Source organism: Aureimonas phyllosphaerae, from assembly GCF_900113065.1.
Lineage (GTDB): Bacteria > Pseudomonadota > Alphaproteobacteria > Rhizobiales > Rhizobiaceae > Aureimonas > Aureimonas phyllosphaerae.
The window spans coordinates 26371-48131 of the sequence record NZ_FOOA01000013.1 but is presented as its reverse complement, the minus strand read 5'-3'; the positions used below and the strand labels follow the sequence as shown (position 1 = coordinate 48131).

General features: G+C 65.7%; 25 protein-coding genes and 1 pseudogene. 9 read left to right on the top strand and 17 right to left on the bottom strand.

Annotation, left to right across the window (positions count from 1 at the left end):
- Positions 1-38 precede the first annotated feature (38 nt).
- From rseP to BM175_RS15265, 8 genes and pseudogenes are all read right to left on the bottom strand, one after another.
- Positions 39-1178: an RIP metalloprotease RseP gene (rseP, locus tag BM175_RS15300; protein ID WP_090964493.1), complete on the bottom strand. Its 1140-nt coding sequence runs from the start codon at positions 1176-1178 to the stop codon at positions 39-41.
- 160 nt (positions 1179-1338) lie between these two features.
- Positions 1339-2190: a phosphatidate cytidylyltransferase gene (locus BM175_RS15295; protein ID WP_090964491.1), complete on the bottom strand. Its 852-nt coding sequence runs from the start codon at positions 2188-2190 to the stop codon at positions 1339-1341.
- 4 nt (positions 2191-2194) lie between these two features.
- Positions 2195-2941: pseudogene (locus BM175_RS15290) on the bottom strand (isoprenyl transferase); the annotation flags it as partial.
- Positions 2942-2967: 26 nt separating this feature from the next.
- Positions 2968-3525, bottom strand: coding sequence for a ribosome recycling factor (gene frr / locus BM175_RS15285; protein ID WP_055885618.1), 558 nt, complete (start codon positions 3523-3525; stop codon positions 2968-2970).
- Positions 3526-3565: 40 nt separating this feature from the next.
- Positions 3566-4279 (bottom strand): UMP kinase, encoded by a 714-nt coding sequence (gene pyrH, locus BM175_RS15280; RefSeq protein WP_055885615.1) that lies wholly within the window; start codon positions 4277-4279, stop codon positions 3566-3568.
- A gap of 104 nt (positions 4280-4383) precedes the next feature.
- Entirely contained in the window at positions 4384-5310 is a 927-nt protein-coding gene (gene tsf / locus BM175_RS15275) for a translation elongation factor Ts (RefSeq protein ID WP_090964487.1), read from the bottom strand.
- 105 nt (positions 5311-5415) lie between these two features.
- Positions 5416-6210: a 30S ribosomal protein S2 gene (rpsB, locus tag BM175_RS15270; protein WP_090964485.1), complete on the bottom strand. Its 795-nt coding sequence runs from the start codon at positions 6208-6210 to the stop codon at positions 5416-5418.
- A 167-nt stretch (positions 6211-6377) separates the two neighbouring features.
- On the bottom strand, positions 6378-7187 hold the full coding sequence (locus BM175_RS15265; RefSeq protein WP_090964483.1) for an EipB family protein: 810 nt from the start codon (positions 7185-7187) through the stop codon (positions 6378-6380).
- A gap of 101 nt (positions 7188-7288) precedes the next feature.
- Between BM175_RS15265 and BM175_RS15260 the strand changes: the two genes are divergently transcribed.
- The 4 genes from BM175_RS15260 to BM175_RS15245 all read left to right on the top strand — a co-directional run bounded on the left by BM175_RS15260 (position 7289) and on the right by BM175_RS15245 (position 10195).
- On the top strand, positions 7289-7753 hold the full coding sequence (locus BM175_RS15260; protein WP_090964481.1) for a RidA family protein: 465 nt from the start codon (positions 7289-7291) through the stop codon (positions 7751-7753).
- A 4-nt stretch (positions 7754-7757) separates the two neighbouring features.
- Complete coding sequence (locus tag BM175_RS15255) at positions 7758-8477, top strand: glycerophosphodiester phosphodiesterase family protein (RefSeq protein ID WP_090964479.1); 720 nt, start codon at positions 7758-7760, stop codon at positions 8475-8477.
- A 27-nt stretch (positions 8478-8504) separates the two neighbouring features.
- Positions 8505-9707, top strand: coding sequence for a GNAT family N-acetyltransferase (locus tag BM175_RS15250; RefSeq protein WP_090964477.1), 1203 nt, complete (start codon positions 8505-8507; stop codon positions 9705-9707).
- A gap of 65 nt (positions 9708-9772) precedes the next feature.
- Positions 9773-10195 (top strand): HIT family protein, encoded by a 423-nt coding sequence (locus BM175_RS15245; RefSeq protein WP_090964475.1) that lies wholly within the window; start codon positions 9773-9775, stop codon positions 10193-10195.
- Positions 10196-10199: 4 nt separating this feature from the next.
- Here BM175_RS15245 and BM175_RS15240 read toward each other — a convergent pair whose 3' ends face one another.
- From BM175_RS15240 to BM175_RS15220, 5 genes are all read right to left on the bottom strand, one after another.
- Positions 10200-10565, bottom strand: coding sequence for an AzlD domain-containing protein (locus BM175_RS15240; protein ID WP_090964473.1), 366 nt, complete (start codon positions 10563-10565; stop codon positions 10200-10202).
- Complete coding sequence (locus BM175_RS15235; protein ID WP_090964471.1) at positions 10562-11302, bottom strand: AzlC family ABC transporter permease; 741 nt, start codon at positions 11300-11302, stop codon at positions 10562-10564. Before BM175_RS15235 ends, BM175_RS15240 begins: the two co-directional genes overlap by 4 nt.
- Before the next feature lie 68 nt (positions 11303-11370).
- Positions 11371-13878 carry an ATP-dependent Clp protease ATP-binding subunit ClpA gene (gene clpA / locus BM175_RS15230; protein WP_090964469.1) on the bottom strand — a complete coding sequence of 836 codons (2508 nt, stop codon included), beginning with the start codon at positions 13876-13878 and terminating at the stop codon, positions 11371-11373.
- An 8-nt stretch (positions 13879-13886) separates the two neighbouring features.
- A complete protein-coding gene (gene clpS, locus BM175_RS15225; RefSeq protein ID WP_090964467.1) occupies positions 13887-14234 on the bottom strand; it encodes an ATP-dependent Clp protease adapter ClpS in 348 nt (115 codons plus the stop codon).
- A 279-nt stretch (positions 14235-14513) separates the two neighbouring features.
- The gene (locus BM175_RS15220) at positions 14514-14885 is read right to left on the bottom strand and encodes a phasin family protein (protein WP_090964465.1); all 372 of its coding nucleotides are present in this window, start codon (positions 14883-14885) and stop codon (positions 14514-14516) included.
- A gap of 324 nt (positions 14886-15209) precedes the next feature.
- Here BM175_RS15220 and BM175_RS15215 point away from each other — a divergent pair, with 324 nt between their 5' ends.
- Both BM175_RS15215 and BM175_RS15210 read left to right on the top strand, forming a co-directional pair.
- Positions 15210-16691 carry a serine hydrolase gene (locus BM175_RS15215; protein ID WP_244546027.1) on the top strand — a complete coding sequence of 494 codons (1482 nt, stop codon included), beginning with the start codon at positions 15210-15212 and terminating at the stop codon, positions 16689-16691.
- A 104-nt stretch (positions 16692-16795) separates the two neighbouring features.
- The gene (locus tag BM175_RS15210) at positions 16796-17059 is read left to right on the top strand and encodes a hypothetical protein (RefSeq protein ID WP_175526874.1); all 264 of its coding nucleotides are present in this window, start codon (positions 16796-16798) and stop codon (positions 17057-17059) included.
- Positions 17060-17062: 3 nt separating this feature from the next.
- Here the strand turns inward: BM175_RS15210 and BM175_RS15205 are convergent, their stop codons facing one another.
- Positions 17063-17485: a DUF1489 family protein gene (locus tag BM175_RS15205; protein WP_090964463.1), complete on the bottom strand. Its 423-nt coding sequence runs from the start codon at positions 17483-17485 to the stop codon at positions 17063-17065.
- Between the two features lie 110 nt (positions 17486-17595).
- On the opposite strand from BM175_RS15205, the gene BM175_RS15200 reads away from it, so the two are divergent.
- Positions 17596-18294 (top strand): DUF599 domain-containing protein, encoded by a 699-nt coding sequence (locus BM175_RS15200; protein ID WP_090964461.1) that lies wholly within the window; start codon positions 17596-17598, stop codon positions 18292-18294.
- Positions 18294-18566, top strand: a complete 273-nt coding sequence (locus BM175_RS15195) for a DUF3253 domain-containing protein (RefSeq protein WP_090964459.1) — start codon at positions 18294-18296, stop codon at positions 18564-18566. The genes BM175_RS15200 and BM175_RS15195 overlap by 1 nt, the downstream gene beginning before the upstream one ends.
- Positions 18567-18569: 3 nt before the next feature.
- Here BM175_RS15195 and BM175_RS15190 read toward each other — a convergent pair whose 3' ends face one another.
- Positions 18570-19367: a YdcF family protein gene (locus BM175_RS15190; protein WP_090964457.1), complete on the bottom strand. Its 798-nt coding sequence runs from the start codon at positions 19365-19367 to the stop codon at positions 18570-18572.
- Between the two features lie 63 nt (positions 19368-19430).
- Positions 19431-20261 carry an aldo/keto reductase gene (locus BM175_RS15185; RefSeq protein ID WP_090964453.1) on the bottom strand — a complete coding sequence of 277 codons (831 nt, stop codon included), beginning with the start codon at positions 20259-20261 and terminating at the stop codon, positions 19431-19433.
- A gap of 102 nt (positions 20262-20363) precedes the next feature.
- Here BM175_RS15185 and BM175_RS15180 point away from each other — a divergent pair, with 102 nt between their 5' ends.
- Positions 20364-21320: an acetyltransferase domain-containing protein gene (locus tag BM175_RS15180; protein ID WP_090964452.1), complete on the top strand. Its 957-nt coding sequence runs from the start codon at positions 20364-20366 to the stop codon at positions 21318-21320.
- A gap of 4 nt (positions 21321-21324) precedes the next feature.
- Here the strand turns inward: BM175_RS15180 and BM175_RS15175 are convergent, their stop codons facing one another.
- Complete coding sequence (locus BM175_RS15175; protein WP_055885566.1) at positions 21325-21717, bottom strand: MerR family transcriptional regulator; 393 nt, start codon at positions 21715-21717, stop codon at positions 21325-21327.
- Between the last annotated feature and the right edge of the window lie 44 nt (positions 21718-21761).

Sequence of the window (21761 nt, the reverse complement as noted above, 5' to 3'; positions counted from 1 at the left end):
ACGAACCGCAAACCCCCTCGAATGTCCCCAAATCGACCTCAGCCGAGGCTGGATAGGTCGTTCCAGAATGCGAATACCATAAGCATCAGCACCAGCGCGAGGCCTATCCTGAAGCCGAACTCCTGAACACGCTCGCTGAGCGGTCTCCCGCGTACGGCTTCAGCCGCGTAGAACATGAGATGGCCCCCGTCGAGCATCGGGATCGGCAGGAGGTTCAGAAGGCCGATCGACACCGAGAGGAGCGCCGCGAGGTTGAGGAGCGGGGCGACGCCGAGCGTCGCGACCTGGCTGGAGACCTGCGCGATGCGGATCGGTCCACCGATCTGGTCGCTCGACTGCGAACCCTTGAAGATGCCACCGATGAACGAGACGGTCTGTTCGGTGACGAACCAGGTCTGCGAAACGCCATAGCGCAACGCTTCGATCGGCCCGAGTTCCCTGGTGCGGAAGCCGCTTTGCTCGGCATTGGCGACGACGCCGATGACGGCCGTCTTGAACTCGTTGCCGAAGCCGTCCGTCTGCGCCTGTTCCTGAGGTGTCACGGTCAGCGCGATCACCTGTCCGGCGCGGTCGATTCCGAGCTGCACGGGCACGCCGGCTCGTGTCGAAACATAGCGCTGGAGGTCGCCGAAATACTCGATCGCCTCACCGTCCGCGCTTACGATGCGATCGCCCGGCTGAAGGCCTGCGGATTGCGCTGGGGAGCCCGGCCGCACTTCGGACACCACCGGATCACCCACGACGATACCTGTGGAGAATGCCGTGAGCGCGAAGATCGCGATCGCCAAAATGAAGTTTGCGATCGGCCCGGCGGCAACGGTCGCGGCCCGCCGTCCGACGCTGGCGGTATGAAATGCCCCGCCCCGCTCCTCCTCGCTCATCCGGCCAAGCGCTGCATGGTCGGGAACGCTGGCGGCATTCTCGTCGCCGAAGAACTTGACGTAGCCGCCGAGCGGGATGGCGCAGAGTTTCCAGCGGGTGCCGCGCCGGTCGTTGAAGCCGACGATCTCCGGGCCGAAGCCGACGGAGAACGCAAGGATGCGGATGCCCGACCAGCGGCCCACGAGATAGTGGCCGAGTTCATGGAAGAAGACGATCACGGTCAGCACGAACAGGAAGGGGACGATCCGGATCAGCGCCGTGTCCCAGATCGTCGTCCACCAGCCTTCGAGGCCCATTCCATTCACCTAACGTCGTTCCCGGGGCGACCGGATGCGCCTCGTCGGGGAAATCCGCATGCTGCACGCGCCGAATTGACGTCGGCTCACCGGAATGCACGCAACTGTCCGTATCACCGCATCTGCGGGCAACGCCATGCCTTGCGGGATCACGATGGATCTAGAGACGGAATATGGCTCTTGCGGGATGTTCTGCGCCCGCGACCAGCATCCCGAACACCCAGGCGGCACCCGCCGCGAAGATGAGCGCGTCGATCCGGTCCATCAGGCCGCCGTGACCGGGAATCAGACGGCCGGAGTCCTTGACGCCGAAACGGCGCTTGACCCAGGACTCGTAGAGATCCCCCGCCTGCCCGACGACCGAAAGGATGATGCTGAGCACGATGACCAACACGCCGACCGATCCGACCAGCCAGTACGAATAGAGGGCGCCGAACCCGACGCCGGCCGCAAGGCCGCCGAGAGCGCCGGAGATCGTCTTCTTCGGGGACACCATCGGCAGCAGCTTCGGGCCGCCGACCATGCGGCCGGTGAAGTAGGCGAAGACGTCGGTCGCCCAGACGACGCAGATGATCAGGCCGAGAACCGCGAGCCCCTCGGCGCCATCGTCGCGCAGCAGCCCGGGCGCCAGTCCGGCGAGGGCCGCGTAGCCGAGGCCCGTCATCACCCAGTCGGCCTTTCGCTCGCCCCGGTCGACCAGCGCGATGAACCCGATCGAGAGGACCACGATCCCGACGGCGATGGCATGGAAACCGAAGAAGAACGCGACCAGACTGACGAACAGCGCGCGGCGCGCGAAGAGGTAGATGTCGCCGGCGCGCTTGCCGCGCGTCATCCGCATCCATTCGTCGAAGACGATGATGCAGGTCGCGACGCACAGGATCCGGAACGCCGCGCCACCGGCGAAGGTCAGAAGCAGGATCGCGATGCCGAGGATCAGCGCGGAGATCAGCCGAGATTTGAGGTCGGTCCAGGTCGCGTTGGCGACGAGTCGTCCGAGGCCCAATCCCATCGCGTCAGGACGCGATCTCTTGCGAGAGGCCGCCGAAGCGGCGATCCCTCAAGGAATATTCGCGCACGGTCTCCGAGAAGATCGCCTCGTCGAAATCCGGCCAGTAGCAGGGCAGGAACGCGAACTCGGAATAGGCCGCCTGCCAGAGCAGAAAGTTCGACAGGCGCAGTTCGCCGCTCGTGCGGATGATGAGGTCGGGGTCGGGGATTCCGGCCGTATCGAGATGCGCATCCAGAAGCTCGGGCGTCACCGCTTCGACCGTCGTCTCGCCGGCGACGAGCTTCTTGGCGATACGGCGCATGGCGCGGGCGATTTCGTCCCGCGCGCCGTAGTTGAAGGCGACGAGCAGCGTGTTGCGGTCATTGCCGACCGTCAGTTCCTCGGCTTCCTCGAGGAGTCCTCGCACGTCGGGCGGCAGGTTGTCCCGCTCGCCGATGACGCGCACGCGCACGCCTTCGCGGTGAAGCTCGGCGAGGTCGCGGCGGATGAAGAACTTGAGGAGGCGCAGAATCTCGCCCACCTCTTCCTGCGGTCGCTTCCAGTTCTCCGAAGAGAAGGCGAACAGGGTCAGATACTCGATGCCCAGCTCGCGGGCCGTGCGGACGGCTTGGCGGACGGCTTCCACGCCGCGCCTGTGTCCCATGGTTCGCGGCAGGCCGCGAGCCTTCGCCCAGCGGCCATTACCGTCCATGATGATGGCGACATGCCTGGGATGCCGCACCTGATCAGCCATCGTCTCCGCCTGTCCTGAATCCGCCGCCGCCGAATCCGGACAGCCTAGACCTGCATGATTTCCGCTTCCTTCACCGAAAGCGCCTTGTCGATCTCGACGATGGTTTCGTCGGTCATCTTCTGGATCTTTTCGGCAATGACGCGGCTGTCGTCCTGGCTGGTATCGCCGTCCTTCTCGGACTTCTTCAGCGTGTCCATACCATCGCGACGCACGTGACGGGCCGCCACGCGGGCGTTCTCGCCGTAGGTATGCGCGACCTTGACCAGCTCCTTGCGACGCTGCTCGTTCAGCTCGGGCAGCGGGATGCGCAGCGTGGTGCCGTCGGTGATCGGGTTGAGGCCGAGGCTGGACTCGCGGATCGCACGTTCGACCGCACCGACCATCGATTTGTCCCACACGGAGACGGACACCATGCGCGGCTCCGGGACCGACACATTGGCGACCTGCGTCAGCGGCATGGACGAGCCGTAGGCTTGCACGACGATCGGATCCAGAAGGTTCGCCGACGCGCGGCCGGTGCGAAGGCCCGCGAGATCGCCCTTGAACGAGGTGATCGCGCCATCCATGCGGCGCTTCAGTTCGTTGAGGTCGGGAGCGGCCATTGCGGTTCCTTTCTGATAGTCTTCGTCTTGTCTGGGCGGATTAGTCGGTGACGATGGTCGAGCGTCCGCCACCGGTGAGAATGCGCGCGAACTCGCCCTTTTCGTGGAGCGAGAACACGACGATCGGAATATGGTTCTCGCGCGCCAATGCGACAGCCGTCACATCCATGACAGCAAGACCCTTCGACAGCACCTCGTCGTGGGTCAGCTGGTCGAAGCGGGTGGCGTCGGGCACGAGCTTCGGGTCGGCGCTGTAGATGCCGTCGACCTGCGTGCCCTTGAAGAGCGCGGTCGCGCCCATCTCGGCGGCGCGCAGCGCTGCGGCGGAATCGGTGGTGAAGAACGGGTTACCGGTGCCGCCTGCGAAGATCACGACGCGCCCGGCGCTGGCATGCGCGAGGGCTGCACGCTGCGAGAAGCTTTCGCACAGTTCCGGCATGGCGATGGCCGACAGCACGATCGCGTCGACACCGAGCTTCGTCAGCGAGGTGCGCAGGGCCATCGCGTTGATGACGGTCGCCAGCATGCCCATGTGGTCGCCGGTCACCCGGTCGCCGCCCTTCGACGCGACGGCGACGCCGCGAAAGATGTTGCCGCCGCCGATGACGACCGAAATCTCGACGCCGAGGTCGCGAGCTTCCTTAATGTCGGCGGCGATGCGATCTGCCACGGCGACATCGATGCCGAACCCCTGCCCGCCCATTAGCGCTTCGCCGGAAACCTTCAGAAGAACGCGCGTGAAACGGATCGCCATGGAATGTCCTTCGGATGATGCCGGCTTGCGATACAGGAAGGGCGCCCGCTTCTCAAGCGGACGCCCTTTCTCAGTTCCATGAAGGAAGAAAGCTTAGGAAACGCTTACTTCTTGCCGGCAGCCGCCGCGACTTCCGCCGCGAAGTCGCTCTGCTCGCGCTCGATGCCTTCGCCGAGGGCGAAGCGCACGAAGCCGACGATCTTGGCCGGAGCGCCGAAGTCCTTGGCGCCGGCTTCGAGGGCCTTCTCGACCGTCAGGTCGGGGTTGATGACGAAGTTCTGCTTCAGGAGGACGACCTCCTCGTAGAACTTGCGCATGCGGCCCTCAACCATCTTCTCGATGATCGCTTCCGGCTTCCCGGACTCGCGCGCCTGCTCCGAGAAGATCGCCTTCTCGCGCTCGGCGGTGGCCGGGTCGACCTCGGCGTCGGTCAGCGCCAGCGGGTTGGTCGCGGCGACGTGCATGGCGACCTGACGGCCGAAAGCGGTCAGGGCGGCCTTGTCGCCGGTCGACTCGATGGCGACCAGCACGCCCAGCTTGCCGAGACCCTCGGCGACCTGGTTGTGGATGTAGGTCGCGACCACGCCGTTGGAGACCGTGAGCTTGGCCGAGCGGCGCAGGTTCATGTTCTCGCCGATCGTGGCGACGGCGTCCTTGATCGAGTCGACGACGCTCTTGCCGGTGTCGGCAAGGGTCGCGGCGCCCGTGGCGTCGGCCGTACCGTCGGTGCCGAGGGCCGCCTGCGCGACGTTGCGCACGAGCGCCTGGAAGGCGTCGTTGCGGGCCACGAAGTCGGTCTCGGAGTTCACCTCGACGACGACCGCGCTGTTGTCGCCGCTGGCGACGCCCACGAGGCCCTCGGCGGCCGTGCGGCTCGACTTCTTGTCGGCCTTGGCGATGCCCTTGGCGCGCAGCCAGTCGATCGCGGCCTCCATGTCTCCGTTGGTCTCGGCCAGGGCGGCCTTGCAGTCCATCATGCCTGCGCCGGTCTTCTCGCGCAGTTCCTTCACCATCGAAGCGGAGATCGTCATGAATTGGCCTCTATCAGAAAAAGAAACGGCGCACGGCTTCTGCGGGAAGGAGTGCGCCAGTCCTGTGACGGCGCGGTGACGCCGTCACAACGATGGTGGGTCGGATCAGGCGGCCGAAGCAGCCTGCTCCTCGGAAGCCGCCTCGGGCTCGTCGAGCGTCTCTTCCATCGGCGCCTCTTCCATCGCGCCGAGATCGACGCCCATGGAGCCCTGCTGACGCGCGATACCATCGACCGCCGAACGGGCGATCAGGTCGCAGTAGAGCGAGATGGCGCGAGCCGCGTCGTCATTGCCCGGGATCGGGTAGTCGATGCGGGAAGGATCGCAGTTCGAATCGACGATGGCGACGACCGGAATGCCGAGACGCTTGGCCTCGTCGATCGCGATCGCTTCCTTGTTGGTGTCGATGATGAAGATCATGTCCGGCACGCCGCCCATGTCCTTGATGCCGCCCAGCGCGCGGTCGAGCTTGTCGCGCTCGCGCTGCAGGGTGAGGCGCTCCTTCTTGGTGAAGCCGTGGGCTTCGCCCGCGAGGAGCTCGTCCAGCTTGCGCAGGCGCTGGATCGAATTGGAGATGGTCTTCCAGTTCGTCAGCATACCGCCGAGCCAGCGAGCATTGACGTAGTACTGGGCCGAGCGGTTGGCGGCGTCGGCGATGATCTCCGAAGCCTGGCGCTTGGTGCCGACGAAGAGGACGCGGCCGCCCTTGGCGACGGTGTCCGACACCGCCTGCAGCGCACGGTGCAGCATCGGCACCGTCTGCGCGAGGTCGATGATGTGGATGTTGTTGCGCGCGCCGAAGATGAATGGCGCCATCTTCGGGTTCCAGCGGTGGGTCTGGTGACCGAAGTGAACGCCCGCCTCGAGCAGCTGGCGCATGGAGTAGTCTGGCAGAGCCATGATCGTTTTCCTTGACCGGTTTATGCCTCCACGGAAAGAAGCGGCCGGCGGCCGCCACCGGAGGGAAGAAAGAGCTTTCGCTCTTTCGATGCCCAACTTCCGTGTGTGGAATGTCGGCGCGCATACACCATATGCGCCGCCCCGGCAAGTCGAACCCTCGCGCGGCGTCAGTTCGCCGGGCACCCCGCCGGACGGTCGTAGAAGCTCAGGCGCGCCAGTCCGCCTTCCAGCGTGTAGTCGCCGAAGTCCAGTTTCAGCCGGTCGGTGACGCCGTTCTCGTAGAGACGATAGCTCGTCTCGAAGATCGGCAGGCCGTCCCCGTCGCTGTCGCTGTTGTAATAGGATTCCGTCACGTTCCAGGATCGCAGGCCGTCCAGCATCTTGGCGACCTCGGGCTTCGCAGGCACCTCGTCCTTCCTCGCAGGCAGGATCAGCGAGGTCGTGGTCAGGTGCTTGTCGGCGTCGTCGTCGCCGTCGAAGAGATTGGCCTGGACCATCCGCTCTCCGGCGAGCGCGCGATCGATGAGCTTGGCGGTATGGCCGAGAGGGAATACCGATAGAGGCAGCTCGGTCTCGCGCTTGACCGGCGAGGTGTAGGACACTGCCGTCGCATCGACCCCATTGGTCGCGACGCCTTCGACGATCCCCTGCTCCGCCCCGTCGACGACTGTCCGGGTGCGGAACTCGTAGCGCTTGCCGTCGCGTGTCTCCTTCGCCAGCGTCTGCTGGTCGGTCACCGTCAGTTCGTCATCCTCGTGGAACCGGGCGACGAACCGGTAATCCAGCGAGAGCGCGTCGCAGGCGTCCGGCTTCAGCTGCAGGGCGATGCGCCCGTCGACGCTGTTGAAGTTGGACGTCTGGGACGCCAGCGCCAGGTCGTAGACCGCCTCGTGCGGCTGGAGGTCCGCAGCGCCCGCGGCGCCGCTTGGGACGAAGGCCAGGACGATCGCCGAAAGGGTCATGCCGTATTGCTTCAAGGCGCGTGCATCCCATCATGAAGGCTCATGGGTTCGACGATCGAACCGGCCGATAAAACCTGATAGCCGTGTGCGGCGCAAATTCCCATCCGGAGTGGATCATGACCGAATCGATCGCAGACCGCCTCGCCGCCGCCGGCGTGACCGTGCCGGACGCTGCGGCGCCCGCTGCCAACTACGTCTCGTTCGTCCGTTTCGGCTCGATCCTGCAGACGTCCGGCCAGCTTCCCATGGAAGGCGGCAAGGTCGCCGTGACCGGCAAGCTCGGCGGCGGCGTGTCGCTCGAAGACGGCCAGCGCGCGGCGCGGCTCTGCGCGATCAACATCCTCGCGCAGGCAAAGGCCGCGCTCGGCGATCTGGAGACGATCGGGCGCCTCCTGAAGCTGACGGTCTTCGTGGCGAGCGCGCCGGAGTTCACCGAGCAGCACAAGGTCGCCAACGGCGCCTCCGACTTCCTCGCCGAGATCCTCGGCGAGCGCGGTCGCCATGCCCGCTCGGCGGTCGGCGTGCCCGCGCTGCCGATGGATGCGGCGGTGGAAATCGAGGCGATGTTCGAGATCGCGTGATCCGATGAGCGGCGCGGCATCCGACCTCGGCTGGCTGACGGCCCGCCCGATCGCCCATCGCGGCCTGCACGACAAGGCGCGGGGCATCCCGGAGAACTCGATGGCGGCGTTCCGCGCCGCCATCGATGGCGGCTACGCGATCGAGTGCGACATCCACCGCACGCGCGATGGCGTTCCCGTCGTCTTCCACGACCACGATCTCGAACGGCTGACCGGCCGGATGGGGACGATCGACGCGCTATCGGCCGCCGAGGTCGCCGATCTCCGCCTCTTCGACACCGAGGAGGCTCCGCCGACGCTCGCCGCGCTTCTGGAACTCGTGGATGGATGCGTTCCGCTCGTCGTCGAGGCCAAGGGGATCGATGCCGCGACCGACGCCGGGTTCATGGCGGACGTGGCGCCCGTCATCGAAGGCTACCGTGGGCCGCTGGCGCTGATGTCCTTCGACGAATGGCTGCTCGACCAGACCGACGGGATCGGCGCTCCGGTGGGCCTCACGGCGGAGGGCACGCGCGCCGACGTTCTGGCGCGACATCGTGCCTTGTTCGAGAGACGCTGCGCCTTTGTGTCCTATAACGTCCACCATCTTCCCAACGCATTCGTGACGTGGGTTCGGGAGGAGCGAGGCGCGCCTGTCATCACCTGGACCGTCCGCACCCCGGCCGATGTCGCGCAGACCGAAGCCCACGCCGACCAGATGACGTTCGAGGGCTTTACGCCCTAGCGTCGACACAGAGCAGGACACACCCGCATGATCGATGAACCTTCCGGCGACGACGGGGCGGACTTCATCGTGCGGGTGGCGGAGGGCCTGAAGGACATCGAGCCGGCCGCCTGGGACGCGCTGGCCGATCCCGGCGGCGCAGAGGACTCGTTTCCGCATCCCTTCACGCGGCACGCGTTCCTGTCGTCGCTGGAGGATTCGGGCAGCGTCGGCGGGCGCACCGGATGGCTTCCGCAGCATCTCCTGTTGGAGGATTCCGACGGACAGCTTCTCGCCGCGGTGCCCGCCTATCTCAAAGGGCATAGTCAGGGCGAGTACGTCTTCGACCACGGCTGGGCGGACGCATTCGAGCGCGCGGGCGGGCATTACTACCCCAAGCTGCAGGTGAGCGTCCCGTTCACCCCGGCGACCGGGCCGCGACTGCTTGTCGGCGGGGGAGCCGAGGCGACCGTGCTGCGCGGCGCGATGGTCTCGGCCCTGTCCGGCTATGTCCGGCAGACGGGGGTGTCGTCGGCGCACGCGACCTTTCTTCAGGAGGCGGACCTCGAACCCATGCTGGAGGCTGGCTTCCTGCACCGCACCGACCAGCAGTTCCACTTCGTCAACCGCGGATACGCCACTTACGACGACTTCTTGGACACGCTCGCGTCGCGCAAGCGCAAAGGCCTGCGCAAGGAGCGCCGCGAAGCGCTGGCCGCCGGCATCACGATCGAACGCCTGTCGGGCTCGGACATCAGCGAGGAGGCGCTCGACGCCTTCTTCGCCTTCTACATGGATACGGGAAGCCGCAAGTGGGGCCGGCCCTATCTCAACCGCGCCTTCTTCCGGCTCGTCACCGAGCGGATGGCGGAAGCGATCGTCCTCGTCATGGCCCGGCGCGAGGGACGCTACATCGCCGGGGCGCTCAACTTCGTCGGCGGTGACCGCATCTTCGGTCGCTATTGGGGCTGCACCGAAGACCACCCGTTCCTGCATTTCGAGGTCTGCTACCATCAGGCCATCGACTACGCGATCGAGCACAAGCTCTCGATCGTCGAGGCGGGCGCGCAGGGTGAGCACAAGCTCGCGCGCGGCTACGAACCGGTGATCACCCATTCGGCGCATGACATTGCGCATCCCGGCCTCCGCTCGGCGATCGAGGACTACCTCGAGCGCGAGCGACGGCATGTTCTCCTCGCGCAGCCGGAACTCGCGGCCGCCACGCCCTTTCGTCGAGGCGAGGTCGAGTAGACGCGCCGGGGCCATCGACGCTAGATCGGGTCCGTCAGAATCGGCATCACCTTGGGACGGACGGCATGAGCGGCTACGACGACGGCAACATCTTCGCCAAGATCCTGCGCGGCGAAATTCCGGCCGCGAAGATCTTCGAGACCGACGATTTCGTGGCGATCATGGACGTGATGCCGCAGTCGAAGGGTCATTGCCTGCTGCTGCCGAAGGCGCCCTCCCGCAACCTCCTCGACGCGGACGACACGACGCTGGCGAAGGCGCTGCCGGAACTCGCGCGCCTTGCCCGAGCCGCCAAGGCCGCCTTCGACGCCGACGGCGTGGTGATGAACCAGTTCAACGAGGAAGCCGGCGGCCAGACGGTGTTCCACCTGCATTTCCACGTCGTGCCGCATTACGAGGGCGTGCCGCTCAAGCGTCATGCCAGCGGCATGGCGGACCCTGCCGAACTGCGCGAGCACGCCGAAGCGATCCGCGCCGCGCTCGCCTGACGCTTCAGAACATCCCGAGCGCCCATGGCACGCCGAGGAGAACGACCTCGGCGAACAGGATGGCGACGAGGGTTTGGCGCCCCAGCCAGAAATAGGCGGCGAACCCGGTCGCGAGCGCGGCGATCCGGATCGGCAGCGGGATCGCCTCGAGCGAGCCGCCGGGGACGAGCACAAGCCGGCCGATGACCGCCGCCACGAGCGATGTCGCAATCGTCCTCGCCAACGCCACGGCCGGTGATCGCTCGTCGAGCCGGCCGGCCGACAGGACGCCCAGCCAGCGCCAGACATCGGTCGGCAGCCATCCCGCCAGCAGAATGAAGACGTAGGGCCACCAGGCGGCGTCGATCCCGTCGTAGGTCAGCGCATTCATTCCACGCCCCCCGACGCCGCCTTCCAGCGCCCGATCGCATAGGCGACTACACCGCCGACGACGCCGGCGACGAGGATATCGAAACCGGGCGTCAGCCAGTGCGCCAGCGGAATGGCGAGAAGACCGGTCAGAAGCGCGAGGCGCCCGGACAGTTCGCGCGCCGATCCGTAAAGTGAGGTCAGGAAGTAGACGGGCGTGAAGAACGCCAGCGCTCCGGTCGCAAGGGCCGGCAGTTGGCCCATCAGGTTGAAGGCGAAGGCGACCGCCGTGGTGTTGACCACGGTGAGCGTGATCGCGAATCCGCCGAAGAAGTGCGTGCGATGGGCGCGGGGGACACCCGGCAGCTTGTCCAGAGCCACCACCCAGGCCGTCACCGCGACGAAGTGGGACAGGAACAGGAGCGTCGAGCGTCTCGTCCCGGGACCGCGAAGATCCGGCAGGAGCGCAATCACCATCGGCATCATCCGCAATGAGGAGAGGCCGACCGCCAGCGCCGTCGCGGCCAAAGACAAGCCCGCCGTGACCGCGCCGAGCAGGATCAGGTTGGCGGGCAAGGCCCAGATCGTCGCGACCATGAAGGTCGCCTCGGTCCATGTGACGCCGGCTTCACGCGCGAGACCGGCAAACCCAAGATGGGCAACCACGAGAATCAGGGCCGGCGCGCTCAGCACCTGCCTCATGCCGAGAAGGATCCATCGGGAGGCGGGGTCGGCCGGCGCCTTGATCGGTTCTGTCATGTGCTTGCTCGCCCGCCTGTGCATCGAGCCAAAGAAAAAGGCCGCTCCGGGGAGCGGCCTCTTCTAGATCATTCGGCGGGCTTTCTGGGAACCTTCGGAACAGCCCCTGCCCGCTTTTCCGCCTTTTCCCTGGCGGCTGCGGGTTCCTTCGCCGGCTGGACGTCCGGCGCGTCATCCTCCGGCTCGTCTTCGTCGAAGGACGTCGGCTCGTCCTCGATCTCCTCGCCGTCCGGTCCGACGCGGATCTTGCCTCGCGCCTCGTCGGCCTTCCTGGGCTTGGCGTAGGTTTCCTCAGGGATCGATTCGAGGTGCAGCTTGCGGCCGTCCTCGCCATCGACCACCGTCACCTTGACGGTGCCGCCACGCTTCAGCTTGCCGAACAGGACCTCGTCGGCTAGCGGCTTCTTGACGTATTCCTGGATCACGCGGCCAAGCGGACGCGCGCCCATGTGCTCGTCGTAGCCCTTGTCCGCCAGCCAGGCGATCGCCTCCTGATCGAGGTCGAAGGTCACGCCGCGCTCGGAGAGCTGGGCTTCCAGCTGCATGACGAACTTCTGAACCACCTCGTGGATCACCGGCGTCGGCAGCGCGCCGAACGGGATGATCGCGTCGAGACGATTGCGGAACTCCGGCGTGAACAGGCGGTTGATCGCCTCCACGTCGTCGCCCGTCCGCTTGCTCGAGCCGAAGCCGATCGCTGCGCGCTGCGACTCGGATGCGCCGGCGTTGGTCGTCATGATCAGGATCACATTGCGGAAGTCGATCCGCTTGCCGTTGTGATCCGTCAGCTTCCCGTGATCCATCACCTGCAGGAGGATGTTGAACAGGTCGGGGTGCGCCTTCTCGATCTCGTCGAGCAGCAGCACGCAGTGCGGATGCTGGTCGACGCCGTCGGTCAGGAGACCGCCCTGGTCGAAACCGACATAGCCCGGAGGCGCGCCGATCAGCCGCGAGACGGTATGCCGCTCCATGTACTCCGACATGTCGAAGCGCAGGAGCTCGATGCCGAGCGCAGACGCAAGCTGCTTGGCGACCTCGGTCTTGCCGACGCCGGTCGGGCCTGAGAACAGATAGGAGCCGATCGGCTTCTCCGGTTCGCGAAGGCCGGCGCGCGCCAGCTTGATCGCGGTCGTCAGGTTCTCGATCGCCGCGTTCTGGCCATAGACGACGCGCTTCAGCTGCTCGGAAAGGTTCGACAGAACCTCCTCGTCGTCCTTCGACACCGACTTCGGCGGGATGCGGGCCATCGTTGCGACAGTCGCCTCGATCTCCTTGACACCGATGCTCTTCTTCCGCTTCGCCTCGGGCAGCAACATCTGCGACGCACCCGTCTCGTCGATCACGTCGATCGCCTTGTCGGGCAGCTTGCGGTCGTTGATGTAGCGCGCCGACAGCTCGACCGCCGACTTGATCGCATCGTTCGAGAACTTCACGTGGTGGAAGTCCTCGAAATAGGGCTTGAGGCCCTTGAGGATCGCGATCGCATCCTCGATCGTCGGCTCGGCGACGTCGATCTTCTGGAAGCGGCGGACCAGCGCCCGGTCCTTCTCGAAGAACTGGCGATACTCCTTGTAGGTGGTGGACCCGATGCAGCGGATCGCACCCGACGAGAGGGCCGGCTTCAGGAGGTTCGATGCGTCCATCGCCCCGCCCGACGTCGCGCCGGCGCCGATGACGGTGTGAATCTCGTCGATGAACAGGACCGCGCCCGGATACTCCTCGAGTTCCTTCACGACCTGCTTCAGGCGCTCCTCGAAGTCGCCGCGATAGCGCGTGCCGGCAAGCAGCGTGCCCATGTCGAGCGAGAAGATCGTAGCGTCCGCCAGGACCTCCGGCACGTCGCCCTCGACGATGCGCTTGGCCAAGCCTTCGGCGATCGCCGTCTTGCCGACGCCGGGGTCACCGACATAGAGCGGGTTGTTCTTCGAGCGACGGCATAGGACCTGAATCGTCCGGTTGATCTCGCTCGCACGGCCTATCAGCGGGTCGATCCGGCCGGTCTTGGCCTTCTCGTTGAGATTGACGCAGTACGCGGTGAGCGCGTCCTGGGCGGTCTTGCGGCGTCCTTCCTCATCGTTGCCCATGACAGACTGCTCGTCCTCCGCTCCGCGCACGGTACGGCTTTCCGAGCCGCCCGGACGCTTCGAGATCCCATGGGAAAGGAAGTTCACGGCGTCGTAGCGCGTCATCTCCTGCTCCTGCAGGAAGAAGGCCGCATGGCTCTCGCGCTCGGCGAAGATGGCGACGAGCACGTTGGCCCCTGTCACTTCCTCGCGGCCCGACGACTGGACGTGGATCACCGCACGCTGGATCACCCGATGGAACCCGGCTGTCGGCTTGGAATCCTCGTCATGCCCCGTCACGAGGTTGGCGAGTTCGGTGTCGATGTACTCCGTCAGCGACGAACGCAGGACGTCGATGTCGACGCTGCACCCCCGCATGACCGCGGAGGCATCCTTGTCTTCAAGCAGCGCGAGGAGCAGGTGCTCCAGCGTCGCGAATTCCTGGTGCCGTTCGTTGGCGAAGGTGAGCGCCTGATGGAGAGACTTCTCCAGGCTTTGCGAAAATGTCGGCAAGCTTCACCTCAATTCTTTTCCATCACGCACTGAAGCGGATGCTGGTGCTGGCGTGCGAAATCCATCACTTGGGTCACCTTCGTCTCGGCCACTTCGTAGGTGTAGACCCCGCACTCACCCACCCCGTGCTGATGCACGTGGAGCATGATGCGCGTGGCCGCCTCCCGGTCCTTCTGGAAGAAGCGTTCGAGGACGTGGATGACGAACTCCATCGGCGTGTAATCGTCGTTCAGAAGCAGGACCCTGTAAAGGCTCGGCTTCTTGGTCTTGGGCTTGGTCCGGGTGATCACGGAGGTGCCGCGATCGGGCCCGTTCGGACGGTCGTCGTCCGGCCCTTGCGACCGGGTCGCAGTCATTCGGGCCCCATGCGGAGCCGCCCGTTCGTTCAAGGAGTTCACGTTCGCCATCGCTCGATATGTATGTGCGCCGATCGACAATTTAAGACGCCCTCAGGATGCGGCAAAATTTCGTTCCGCCGAAGCCGGCCGCGGCGCCGGGTGTCGCAACCGGAATCGCCGGTCCGTTCAAGACAGTGCGGCTCCGACCGGACGCCGCGCAACGAAAAAAGGCCCGGCGGAGAGCCGAGCCTTTCCAGAATGCATCCCCGAAGGGACGGTCCCGATCGCGAGACCGGATCAGTTCGTGTGGTTGGCGGCCTGGTTCGCCATGTTCTGGGCGAACTGCTGGTTCTGCTGGGCCGAAGACTCGAGCGGGCGATAGGCCTCGCGCGCGATGTCCTGGTAGATCTCGCCCATCTTGGTCGCCTGCGACACCCAGGCCTCGTAGGCCGAACGGGCGTACTCGGACTGGACCTCGATCGCCTTGTCGAGCGTGCGGACCTGGGCGAGACGCTCCAGCATCTGCGCGGACTGCTCGTAGGACTTCTTGGTGTACTCGGTCGCCTCGGCGGCGATCTGCTGGAAGCCCTTGGTCATGGCCGACATGGAGCGGAGCGCATTGTCCATGTTGTCCTTACCAACCTTGTTGGCGTCGGTGTATGCGTTCATCGAACTCTCCCTTGCATGGTTGGGTGACGGCGGGCAGCGTCCAACACCGTCTTCGGCTACCATATATTGCACTGCACAAATTCCTGCAAGGGGATGGTGCGCCGCGATACCGACTGTTTGGCGACGAGGTCGATCACGACAATTCGAGGCGAATGCCACAAACCGATCACAAGGTTCCGGCAACCATAAACGGATTGGTAAGACCGCCCTGCGTATCTTTCCCTCAAGAAGAGATCGCGAAGACACAGTCTTTAGGACCTGGACAGGCGCTTGGCGTCGCGACCGGGGGCAGCATCTCGACACACGAACACGAGAGTGCCGCCCATGCCGCTGTCCATGTCGACGATCACCGCCGCAGCGAAGCGCATGTCCCACTGTTTGATGGCGGCCACCCTCGTCGGAGGCGCGGTCCTCGCGATCGTCCCGGCGCAGGCCCAGGAATCTCCGGAACGCTACTCGGCGATCGTGATCGACGCGAACAATGGCAAGGTGCTCTTCTCGCGCAGCGCGGACGACCGCCGTTACCCCGCCTCCCTCACCAAGATGATGACGCTCTACATGCTCTTCGACGCGCTGGAGAGCGGCCGCGCGACGCTGTCGACGCCGATGAAGGTGTCGGCCTACGCGGCAGCCCGTCCGCCTTCCAAGCTCGGATTGAAGTCCGGCTCGACGCTCTCGGTCGAGGAAGGCATCATGGGTCTCGTGACGCGCTCGGCGAACGATGCCTCGGTCGTCATCGGCGAATTCCTCGGCGGCACGGAAAGCCGTTTTGCCGAGATGATGACTGCCAAGGCGCGCAAGCTCGGCATGTCCCGGACCACGTTCCAGAACGCCAACGGCCTGCCGAACGACGCGCAGATGACGACGGCACGCGACATGGCGACGCTCGGCATCGCGCTCCGCGAGCATTTCCCGCAGTATTACAAGTACTTCAGCACACGCAGCTTCAAGTTCCGCGGCCAGACCATCGGCAACCACAACCGGCTCCTCGGCCGCGTCGAGGGCGTCGACGGCATCAAGACCGGCTTCATCAACAAGTCCGGCTTCAATCTCGTTACCTCCGTCGTTCGCGGCGACCGCAAGCTCGTCGCCGTGGTGATGGGCGGTCGCACGGCTCGCTCGCGGGACGACCATATGGCCGAGCTGGTGAAGCAGTACCTCCCGCAGGTCAGCACCCGTGCATCGACGGCCCTGATCGCGGCCTACAACCCGAGCGCTCGCGGCCCGGCCGTCACCGCCCATGCCGAGACCGTCGCGGAAGCGATGCTTCCGAGCGCCGTGCCGGTGCCGACACGCCGCACGTCCAACATCAACCAGCGCGTCGCCGAGGCCTATGGCTCCAACGCCACCGGTGCGATGAACGCGATCACGGCGCCCGAGCGCCGCTCAGTGGTCGGACGCGACGCGATCCGGGAAGCGCTCGAGGCCAACGATCGTGCCGCGCCGAACGTGGCCACTGCACTCGCCGCGGCCCCCGTGCCCCGCGCGTCGATCCCGAACGTCATCAGCCAGGCCTCCGCAGCGACGGTCGTGCCGACCTCCAACCGCGACACCGTATCGGGCTGGGTCGTCCAGATCGCCGCGACCCCTGCCGAAGCCACCGCCTACGACATCCTGGCGGAAGCCAAGCAGCGCGCCGGCTCGGCCCTCATCGGCGCCCAGGCGTTCACGCAGGCCGTTGCCAGCGGCTCGCAGACCCTCTACCGCGCCCGCTTCTCCGGCTTCGCCGACAAGGCGGCCGCCAACGCTGCCTGCGACGCGCTGAAAAGCAAGGCCTACGCCTGCTACGCCATCGCGGCGAACTGATCGCCCGCGACCACTCCACCCTAGCCGCCGTGCGTCACGCGGAGCCTCCGGGCTCCGAGCGGTCCCCCTTTGCCTGCAGTTTTCAGAGCGTAACCGAGGTTGTCATGTCGTTCGAAACCGAAAGCGCCCTCCTGCCGACCGCCGAGCAGAAGTCGACCGTGATCGGGCTGCACCCGCTGCAGCAGGCGGCCGCACGGCTGACCGACTACCGCGATGGCCGCTCGCGGATGCGTGCCAAGGATCTGGTGGGTATGCTTCTGTGCCACGGCGCGCGTGCCTGGCGGGCCTCGCAGCCGCGCTCCAACACGCGTCTCGTCGTGCGCTCGGCATCCGGCAACCCGGCCGTCCGGATCGCGTTCGGCCGTTGAGACTTAGAGAAGGCCGAGTTCGGCCAGTTCGCGGCGGAGCGCGGAAGGGAGTTCGGCAAGATCCGCCGCGTCGCCGAGATCGGCGGGCGCATCCTCGGCTGTCAGGTAGCGCCACCCTTGAAACGGGCGCTTGGGCAATGGCCACGTGCGGATGAAGTCGGACTTCAGCACGATCCGGCAGCGCTCGATCCCGTCCTCGGTGCGAATCGCGTCGAAGCGCAGGATCGGCTGTCGCACCTGAACCTGTCCCTTGATCACCCAGAAGAGCGAACCGGCGCCGACCATTTCGTCGGCGCGCTTCGGCATCACGCGGGTGACATGCGTCTGTTCGGCGCCCGGTCCGGCGGACAGGCGGGTGCGCACATGGGCCTCGAGATCCTCGACGCTGTCGACACCCACGCAAAGCTTGATCATATGGAGCGGCATGCGCGCTGTTTGCTCGCGCCTTCGGGCGTCGTCAAGGCAAGCGCCGATGTGACGGATCGGCGCCGCGGCACCGACCGTCGAAGCCCGTCCCGTCGTTGTTTCGAGCCGCTATGCGCATCGCCGACATCTTCGATCTCCCCGACCTCATCGCCTTCCTCGCCTTTCTCGGAGGCTGGGTCGCCTATTCCTTCGTAATCGAATTTCCGGTCTTCGCCCGCCACGGGCTCAGCCGGCAGATGAACCGGCAGCGAGAGGTCTGGATGCAGACCCTCCTGAAGCGCGATCTTCGCATGATCGACACGGCGATCATGACAGGGCTCCAACAGGGAACGGGCTTCTTCGCCTCTGCCTGCATCTTTGCGATCGGCGGCTGCTTCGCGCTGATTGGCTCTGCCGAGCAGATAGCACTGATCGTCACCGACCTGCCTCTGGAGGGGCGGTTCGACCGGGCACTGGTGGAGGCGAAGCTGCTGGGCCTCGTCACCATCTTCGCCTATGCCTTCTTCAAGTTCGGCTGGTCCTACCGGCTCTTCAACTACTGCTCGATCCTGATCGGCGCGATCCCGATGCGGCAGGAAGCGGACGCCAATCCGGAGGCTGCCGAAGCCGCCGTCCGGCGTGCCCTCACGATGAACCGCATCGCGGCGCGGCACTTCAACGCGGGCCTGCGCGGCATCTTCTTCGGGCTGGCCTATCTCGGCTGGTTCGTCGGACCGCTGGTGCTGGTCGGCACCACCATTTTGGTGATCCTGATCCTCGGGCATCGCCAGTTCTTTTCCGATGCCAACGTGTCGCTGCGAGAATCCTGATGCCCGACCGCCCCGACCAGTCAGCGCTGCGCGAGGAAATCCTGCGCGCGGTCCACGAGCGCGGAGTGGGCAAGACCGTCTGCCCGTCCGAAATCGCCCGCAATCTCGCGGGGTCCGACGAGAAGCGCTGGCGCCTTCTCATGCAGCCCATACGCCAGGCAGCGAGTGGGCTTTCGGACGACGGACTGGTCGTCATCAAGCGCAAGGGCCGCCCGGTCGCGCCGGCCGACCTGAAGGGCATCTACCGTCTGTCGCTGCCGGATCGCGCCTGACGCTCAAGCCCGCGGCGCGGGAAACAGGGCGTCGGTCTTCCCCGTCATCCGGTAGACGGCGAGGCCGAGATACTCCCGGATCGCGAAATGCACCTTCTCGAGGTTTCGAACCGTCGTCGCGGATGGGCGATAAAGCGAGGTCCCGGACGGCGTCTGGTAGTCGGTCGGATAAGGCAGCACGTCGAAGCCCGCGACGCGGAAGCATCCGACGGAGCGCGGCATGTGCGCGGCCGACGTGACGAGAAGCCAAGTTTCTCCTGGCTTCGGTTGGGCAATCTCTCGGGTGAAGATCGCATTCTCCACGGTGTTCCGCGAGCGGTCCTCGAGTTCGAGCCGCTGCGGTGGCAAGCCTAGCGCCGCAAACAGTTTCTCGGCCATCGACGATTCGGTGATGTCCTCTTCCAGCATGGCCGCTGCGCCGCCGCTGAAAACGACGCGCGCTTGAGGGTATTGGCGCGCAAGTGCCATCGTCGTCGTGATGCGGTCGGCTGCGTCGTTGAGTTCCAGTTCGCCCCTCGTGCGTCCGATGCGGGTATCGAACGATCCGCCGAGAACCACGATGCCGGCAATGTCTTCCGGTAGCTGCGGCTTCGGAAAGCGGTTCTCGAGGACGCTCAGCATCAGGAGCCCGAGCGGCGTTAGGCTGACGATCGCCAGGATGAAAAACGACGTCCCGACCAGACCGAGCCCGAGGCGCGGCATCTTCAGGAGAAGAGCGAGGATGCCGGCCGCCCCGACCAGGAGAATGATCACGAGCGGCTGGACGAGAAACCAGACGATTTTGGACGCAGCGAAGAACATGGATCAGATCGTCTCGTGGCATGGGTCGCCGCCGCGCCCCGCACGGCGAAGGGCGCTCTGGCGTCAGCGATTGTCCCAGCGCGGCGCAAAGGACGGGTTCACCAGACGATGGCGGGCGCGCGACATGTCGTGCAGGCGGCGACGGTCTTCGTCCTGAAGTTCGAAGTCGAAGACGTCAAGGTTCTCGGCCAGTCGCTCCGGCTTCGACGTGCGGGGAATGGCCCCGACCATCGGTTGCTCGATCTCCCAACGCAGCACAACCTGCGCCGGCGTCTTGCCGTAGCGCTTCGCCATGTCGGCGACCGCAGGGTCCGTCAGTAGATCCTTGCCCTGCCCGATCGGTGAGTAGGCGATCATCGCCATGCCGAGGCGCTGGCAGGCCGCATGCACCTTCTCCTGCGACAGGCGCGGGTGATACTCGACCTGATTGCAGACCAGCGGTTGCCGACTGAGTTGGGCCGCGCGATCGAGCAGTGCCGAATCGAAATTGGCCACCCCGATGTGCCGGGTCAGGCCATCCTCGTGCGCCTTGTTAAGTGCGTCGATCGTACCCTCCAGCGGAATCGCGGCGTTCGGCCAATGGATCAAGAGAAGGTCCACCGCGCCGATATCGAGCGCGCGCACCGCCGCCTCCGCCGATCGCCTGAAGTCCGCCGGCGCGAGATCGTCGGTCCAAACCTTGGTCGTGACGAAGAGCTCGTTGCGATCGATGCCACTGGCGCGAACGCCCTCGCCGACCTTGGCTTCGTTGCCGTACATGCGCGCCGTGTCGAGATGCCGGTAGCCGACGTCGATCGCCCTGCCGACCATTTCGACGCAGGTTTCGCCTTCGAGACGATAGGTGCCGAGCCCGATCGCAGGAATGCGGGCGCCGTTGGCTTCGATGATGTGCATGGTATCCGCCCGTCCCGCTGCAGTTGCTGCGGCGACCTCGGCGGTCGCCATCAAGAGGGTTTTCAGATAGGCGAGATGCCGTCAGGACCAGAGGACCAGCCTATGATCGCATCCCAAGCCAGCCGCTTCGGCTCGCGCGTCGAACTCCTCGATGTCCTGCGCGGGGTCGCGCTCCTCGCCATGCTGGCCTACCACTTCACCTGGGACCTCGAATTCTTCGGCTACCTTCCGCCGGGCTATGCGCAGGTCGGCGGCTGGCGCATCTTCGCTCGATCGATCGCGATCAGCTTCCTCGTGCTGGTCGGTCTCAGTCTCTTTCTCGCCAATCGCAACGAGGTGCGCTGGCCGTCATTTCGAAAGCGCCTGGCGCAGATCGTTGCCGGCGCTGCGGTCATTTCGCTCGCGACCTACGCGTTCACGCCCGACTCTTTCGTCTTTTTCGGCATCCTCCACCTGATCGCCGTCGCGAGCGTGATCGGCCTTACGGCGCTCCACGTTCCGTTCGCCGTGAACCTCGCGCTCGCCGGCGTCCTCGTCGCCCTGCCGCTCGTCGTCTCGACGCCGGTGACCGATCCGCGCTGGCTGGCCTGGATCGGGCTGTCGGAGCACCCTCCGATCTCCAACGACTTCGTGCCGGTGATCCCCTGGCTGGCCCCCGTGCTGGTCGGGATCACGCTGGCCCAAATGGCGGAACGCTTCGACGTCTGGCCCCGCTTGCGACGGCTGAATGGGCGCTTCGGACCGGCTCGCCATCTCGGACGCCTCGGCCAGCATTCGCTTCTGTTCTATCTCGTCCATCAGCCGATCTCGATCGGCCTCGTCGCCGCGTTCGCGTGGATCTCGCCACCCGACCAGACCGCAGCCTTCGACCAGAGTTGCCGGCAGACCTGTCGTCAGACCCGCGACGAGGGCTTCTGCCAGCGCTATTGCGGATGCGTCCTGGGAAACCTGAAGACGCAGGATCTCCTTGCGGACCTTCTTTCCGGGCGGCTCGACAAGACCAAGCAGCAGACGATCCGACAAACCGTCGATCAGTGCTCCTTCTCGGCCGAACCATGAGGCGTCAGCTCGTCGGCGAGATGCCAAGCTCGGCCATGCGCGTGAGGCAGGCTTCCTCGGCCTGATCGAGCTCCGACAGGAGATCCTCGATGTCGCGACGCTTCTGCTCCAGTTCGGCGCGACGCTCGCTGACGCGACGGATGATCGTCCGCAGCTGGCCGGCCTCTCCCGGCGGCGTGCGGTACATGCCCATGATCTCGCGGATCTCGGCGATCGAAAAGCCGAGGCGCTTGCCGCGCAGAATCATCTTCAGGAGCTGGCGGTCGGAATGCCGGAACAGTCGCGTGCGGCCGCGACGGATGGGAGCGATCAGCCCCTCGTCCTCGTAGAAGCGAATCGTGCGCGTGGAGATGTCGAATTCCCGCGTGAGTTCGGTGATCGTGTAGTAGTCGCGCATCCGGCAGCCCCTCTTCAGGCGAGACAAACCAGATTGACGTAAAA